5 protein-coding genes are annotated in these 5,128 nt (G+C 72.0%); all 5 read left to right on the plus strand.

Annotation, left to right across the window (positions count from 1 at the left end):
• Positions 1 to 447, plus strand: a 447-nt coding sequence (locus tag ACY45C_RS04565; RefSeq protein ID WP_462186390.1) for a DnaJ C-terminal domain-containing protein, incomplete at its 5' end; no start/stop codon positions are given.
• The gene (locus ACY45C_RS04570) at positions 444 to 1,049 is read left to right on the plus strand and encodes a heat shock protein transcriptional repressor HspR (RefSeq protein ID WP_462186391.1); all 606 of its coding nucleotides are present in this window, start codon (positions 444 to 446) and stop codon (positions 1,047 to 1,049) included. The genes ACY45C_RS04565 and ACY45C_RS04570, both read left to right, overlap by 4 nt.
• Before the next feature lie 134 nt (positions 1,050 to 1,183).
• Entirely contained in the window at positions 1,184 to 3,793 is a 2,610-nt protein-coding gene (gene clpB / locus ACY45C_RS04575) for an ATP-dependent chaperone ClpB (protein ID WP_462186392.1), read from the plus strand.
• A 116-nt stretch (positions 3,794 to 3,909) separates the two neighbouring features.
• The gene (locus ACY45C_RS04580; protein ID WP_462186393.1) at positions 3,910 to 4,395 is read left to right on the plus strand and encodes a PH domain-containing protein; all 486 of its coding nucleotides are present in this window, start codon (positions 3,910 to 3,912) and stop codon (positions 4,393 to 4,395) included.
• The coding region (locus tag ACY45C_RS04585; RefSeq protein WP_462186394.1) for a PH domain-containing protein at positions 4,392 to 5,128 on the plus strand (737 nt) is incomplete at its 3' end. The genes ACY45C_RS04580 and ACY45C_RS04585, both read left to right, overlap by 4 nt.

Here is a 5,128-nt window from a genome sequence, read left to right on the forward strand (position 1 = left end):
GGGGTGAGCGACGGACAGCGGCTGCGGGTCCGGGGGCGTGGCATACCCGGCGAACGGGGCGGACCGGCCGGTGATCTCGAGGTGACGGTGCACGTGCTGCGCCATCCGGTGTTCGAGCGGGAGGGGAACAACCTGGCGATCACTCTCCCCGTGACGATCACCGAGGCCGCCCTCGGCGCATCGATACGGGTGCCGACCCTGGACGGTGCTCCGCTCACGATGAAGGTACCGGCGGGGACCTCCAGCGGTCGACGCCTGCGGGCCCGCGGGCGGGGTGTCCCCACAGCCGGGGGCGGGAACGGGGACCTCATCGTCACGCTCGAGGTGACGGTGCCGAAGCCGAGTGATCTCTCGCCACGGGCACGTACGGCGTTGCTGGAGTTCGCCCAGGCCCATCCCGAGGACCCACGGGCGCCGTTGATGGAACGGATGGGGGCAGGCGGATGACCGGGCGGCCGAACCGCACATCCGACCCGCCGCCCGCCCGGCGCGGGCGAGCGACGGGAGCAGGGCGAGCGATGGGAGCAGGGCGAACAGGGGAACGGCAGCTCCAGAGAGGACCGGCGGCGTCCCCCGCTGAGGTTCGGCCGGACACCGAGATTCGGCCGGAGGGCTACTACCCCGCCGGCCCGCTGCCGGGCCCGGCCCACGACGAGGACGCACCGGTCTACGTCATCTCGATCGCCGCGCAGCTCGCCGGGATGCATCCCCAGACCCTGCGGTCCTACGACCGGCTCGGGCTGGTCACGCCCGGGCGCACGGCCGGGCGGGGGCGGCGTTACTCCGCCCGGGACGTGGCGTTGCTGCGCGAGGTGCAGCGGTTGTCCCAGGAGGAAGGCGTCAACCTGGAGGGGATCAAGCAGATCCTCCGGTTGAGCGCCCAGGTGATGGCGCTGCAGGCGCAGGTGCGTCAGCTCACCGAGGAGCTCGCCCGGTCCCGCGCCGACACGGACCGCGCGGTGGCCGAGGCGCATGCCAGTCACCGGCGCGACCTCGTCCCGGTGGATCGCGGCGCGCTCGTGGTCTGGCGGCCGCTGCCCCGCCGCTGACCGGCCGGGCAGAGCCGGCAAACGGATGCAGGGGGTTCATCGCGGCGCGCCCGCAAGGTTGAGTGGGAACGACTCAGGTATGCTGAGCGTTGAAAAAGCGACGGTGCACGCCGTCCGACCATCTGGGATCCGCCATGAACGCTGAACGCCTCACCGCCCGGTCGCAGGAGGCACTCTCCGCAGCGATCAGTCGAGCCACCGCCGACGGGTCACCCCTCGTCGACCCCCTCCACCTGCTCACCGCACTGCTCGAAGCGTCTGACGGGGTCGGCGCGGCGCTGCTGGCGTCCGCGGGCACCTCGGTCGACACGGTGCGCTCCCGAGCCGAGGCCGCAGTGACGCGGCTGCCCCGCGCGACGGGCATGAGCGTGTCCCCGCCGCAGCTGTCCCGCCAGCTCATCGCGGTGCTGAACAACGCCGAGCGGCAGGCCGGTCAGCTGGGTGACGAGTACACCTCGGTCGAGCATCTGGTCGTGGCGCTCGCCGAGGAGGGGGGCGAGGCCAGGCGGATCCTTACCTCCGCCGGCGCCACCCCCGACGCGCTGCGCGGCGCCTTCGAGAAGGTGCGCGGCGGCGCCCGGCGGGTGACCACCCGGGACCCGGAGGGCTCCTACCGCGCGTTGGAGAAGTACTCCATCGACCTCACCGAGCGTGCGCAGCAGGGCAAGCTGGACCCGGTGATCGGCCGCGACGCCGAGATCCGCCGCGTCATCCAGGTGCTGTCGCGGCGGACGAAGAACAACCCGGTCCTCATCGGCGAGCCCGGGGTCGGCAAGACGGCCATCGTCGAAGGGCTCGCGCTGCGGGTCGTCGCGGGTGACGTGCCCGAGTCGCTGCGCGGCCGGCGCATCGTCTCGCTCGACCTCGGTTCGATGGTTGCTGGCTCCAAGCTGCGCGGCGAGTTCGAGGAGCGGCTGACCTCCGTCCTCAACGAGATCCGCGAGGCCGAGGGTCAGATCATCACCTTCATCGACGAGCTGCACACCGTCGTCGGCGCCGGCGCGGCCGAAGGAGCGATGGACGCCGGCAACATGCTCAAACCGATGCTCGCCCGCGGCGAGCTGCGCATGATCGGCGCCACCACCCTGGAGGAGTACCGCACCCGGATCGAGAAGGACCCGGCGCTGGAACGTCGCTTCCAGCCGGTCCTCGTCGGCGAGCCGACGGTCGAGGACACCATCGGCATCCTGCGCGGGCTCAAGGAACGCTACGAGGTGCACCACGGCGTGCGCATCACCGACACCGCGCTGGTCGCCGCGGCCACCCTGTCCGACCGCTACGTCACCGCACGCTTCCTGCCGGACAAGGCGATCGACCTGGTCGACGAGGCCGCGTCCCGGCTCCGCATGGAGATCGACAGCCGGCCGGTGGCGATCGACGAACTCGAGCGCGCCGTGCGCCGCCTGGAGATCGAGGACATGGCGCTGTCCAAGGAGAACGACGAGGCCTCCCGCGAGCGGCGGGGGCGCCTGCAGCGCGAGCTCGCCGACCGGCGTGAGGAGCTGTCGAGCCTGACGGCCCGCTGGCACCGGGAGAAGGACTCGATCTCCGAAGTTCAGAAGATCAAGGAGGAGCTGGAGAACGCGCGGCGCGCCGCGGAGCTCGCCGAGCGCGACCTCGACCTCGCCAAGGCCGGGGAGCTGCGGTACGGCACCATCCCGACGTTGGAGAAGCGGCTGTCGGCGGCGACCGGCGCGCTGGCCGGCGCGGACTCCCCCGGTGGGGCGATGCTCAACGAGGAAGTCGGCCCGGACGATGTCGCCGAGGTCGTCGCCGCCTGGACCGGGATCCCGGCCGGTCGCCTCCTCGAAGGCGAGACGGCGAAGCTGCTGCGCATGGAGTCCGCACTGCACGCGCGGGTCATCGGCCAGGACGACGCGGTGCGGGCCGTCTCCGACGCGGTCCGCCGGGCCAGGGCCGGGATCGCCGACCCGGACCGGCCGACCGGCTCCTTCCTCTTCCTCGGGCCCACCGGGGTCGGGAAGACCGAGCTCGCGAAGGCGCTCGCCGACTTCCTCTTCGACGACGAGCGGGCGATCGTGCGCATCGACATGAGCGAGTACGCCGAGAAGCACTCGGTGGCCCGCCTGATCGGCGCCCCGCCCGGGTACATCGGGTTCGAGTCCGGCGGTCAGCTCACCGAGGCGATCCGCCGCCGGCCGTACAGTGTCATCCTGCTGGACGAGGTCGAGAAGGCCCATCCGGACGTCTTCGACGTCCTGCTGCAGGTTCTCGACGACGGGCGGCTCACCGACGGCCAGGGCCGCACGGTGGACTTCCGCAACACGATCCTCATCCTGACCTCGAACCTCGGGTCGCAGTTCATCGCGGACCCCACGCTCAGCCCGCAGGTGCGCCGCGAGTCGGTGATGGTCGCCGTGCGCGACGCCTTCAAGCCGGAGTTCCTCAACCGCCTCGACGACGTCCTCGTCTTCGACCAGCTGGGCCGGGACGAGCTGGCCCGCATCGTCGATCTCCAGCTCGATCGGCTGCGGGCCCGGCTGCTCGACCGGAGGATCACCCTCAACACCACCGACGCCGCCAAGGGATGGCTCTCCGACGTCGGCTACGATCCGGTGTTCGGGGCCCGCCCGCTGCGGCGGCTGGTCCAGACGGCGATCGGCGACCAGCTCGCCAGGGAACTGCTCGGCGGGCAGATCCGGGACGGCGACGAGGTGCTCGTCGACGCCGCGCCGGACCGCTCGGGTCTGACGGTCAAGGCCGCCACCGTCAAGTCCCTCTGACAGGCCTCCCGGCGAATCGCCGCAGACCGGGCGAGGACCATCGTGGGGACGGCGCGCCGCCGGTTCCTCGGCCGATTCGGGCCGGACGTATCGGATGTGCGACTTATTGTTGCGGAATGCACGACGCTCTTCTGCCGGATCCCGCGCAGTGGCGGGTCCTGCCACCGGACCTACGGCGGCTTCGACGGGCGCTCCTGATCGTGGGAGCCGTCCCGGTGGTGGCGCTCACCCTGCTGATCACGGCGGCGTTCGGCGGCTGGCCCTGGATACTGATCACGGTGGCGCCGGTTCTCGTGACGGGCTGGCTCTGGCGCTCGATCGGCCTCCGCTGGCAGGCCTGGCGCTACGCCGAGCGGGAGGACGATCTCCTGATCAGCCGCGGGGTGCTGACGCGTCGCCTGATCGTGGTGCCGTACGGCCGGATGCAGCTCGTCGACGTCACCGCCGGGCCGCTGGCACGCCGTTTCGGCATCGCCAAGGTGCAGCTGCACACCGCGGCCGCGGACAGCGATGCCGTCATCCCCGGCCTGGCCCCGGACGAGGCCGCACGGCTACGTGACGCGCTCACCGAACGCGGTGAAGCCCGGTCGGCCGGGCTGTGACAATCGAGCGGGGGTCCACCACCGGCGAAGCGCCGGCTCGGGCGACACGCCCCGGCCAGGACGGGTTTCACCGGCTGCATCCGCTCACCCCGTTCCTGCGCGGCTGGGTGATCGTCGCGGCGTTCGTGGCGACGGTCGGCAGGAACCTCGCCGACGACGCCACGCCCCGCATCATCGGGCTCACCCTGATCTTCCTGATCCCCGCCGCCGGCATCTACGGATACTGCGCCTGGCGGTTCACCCGCTACCGGGTCGAACGCGACAATCTTCGGCTCGATACCGGGCTTTTGGTCCGACGGACCCGCCATGTCCGGCTGGATCGGTTACAGGCGGTGGACATCATCCAACCGCTTCTCGCCCGAGCCGCGGGGCTCGCCATCCTCCGGCTCGATCTCGCCGGCAGGGAACGCTCCGAACTGGACACCGACTCCGGGTCCGACCTGCGGTACCTGTCGGTGGGTCACGCCCAGCGGCTGCGGGCCGAGCTGCTGGCCACCGCCGCGGGATTCGCGCCGGACGTAGGCGAGGCACCGCAGCGCCCACTCGCCGAGGTGCCACCACGGCGGCTGGTGGCCGCGATCGCGCTGTCCCCCGCGCCGTGGGTGGCGCTGTTCGGCGCGGCCGCGATCGCCACGCCCGCCCTGCTGACCGGTACCCTCACCGGCGCCCTCGGCGCCGTTCCGATGCTCGGCAGCCTCTGGCACACGACGTTTCGCCGGTTCGCGGCCGGCTA

The organism is Frankia sp. CcWB2, assembly GCF_977927585.1.

Excerpts from the sequence above, each read along its gene's own strand:
- clpB (WP_462186392.1), top strand. The coding sequence starts at position 1,184 with ATGAACGCTGAACGCCTCACCGCCCGGTCGCAGGAGGCACTCTCCGCA.
- ACY45C_RS04570 (WP_462186391.1), top strand. The coding sequence starts at position 444 with ATGACCGGGCGGCCGAACCGCACATCCGACCCGCCGCCCGCCCGGCGC.
- ACY45C_RS04580 (WP_462186393.1), top strand. The coding sequence starts at position 3,910 with ATGCACGACGCTCTTCTGCCGGATCCCGCGCAGTGGCGGGTCCTGCCA.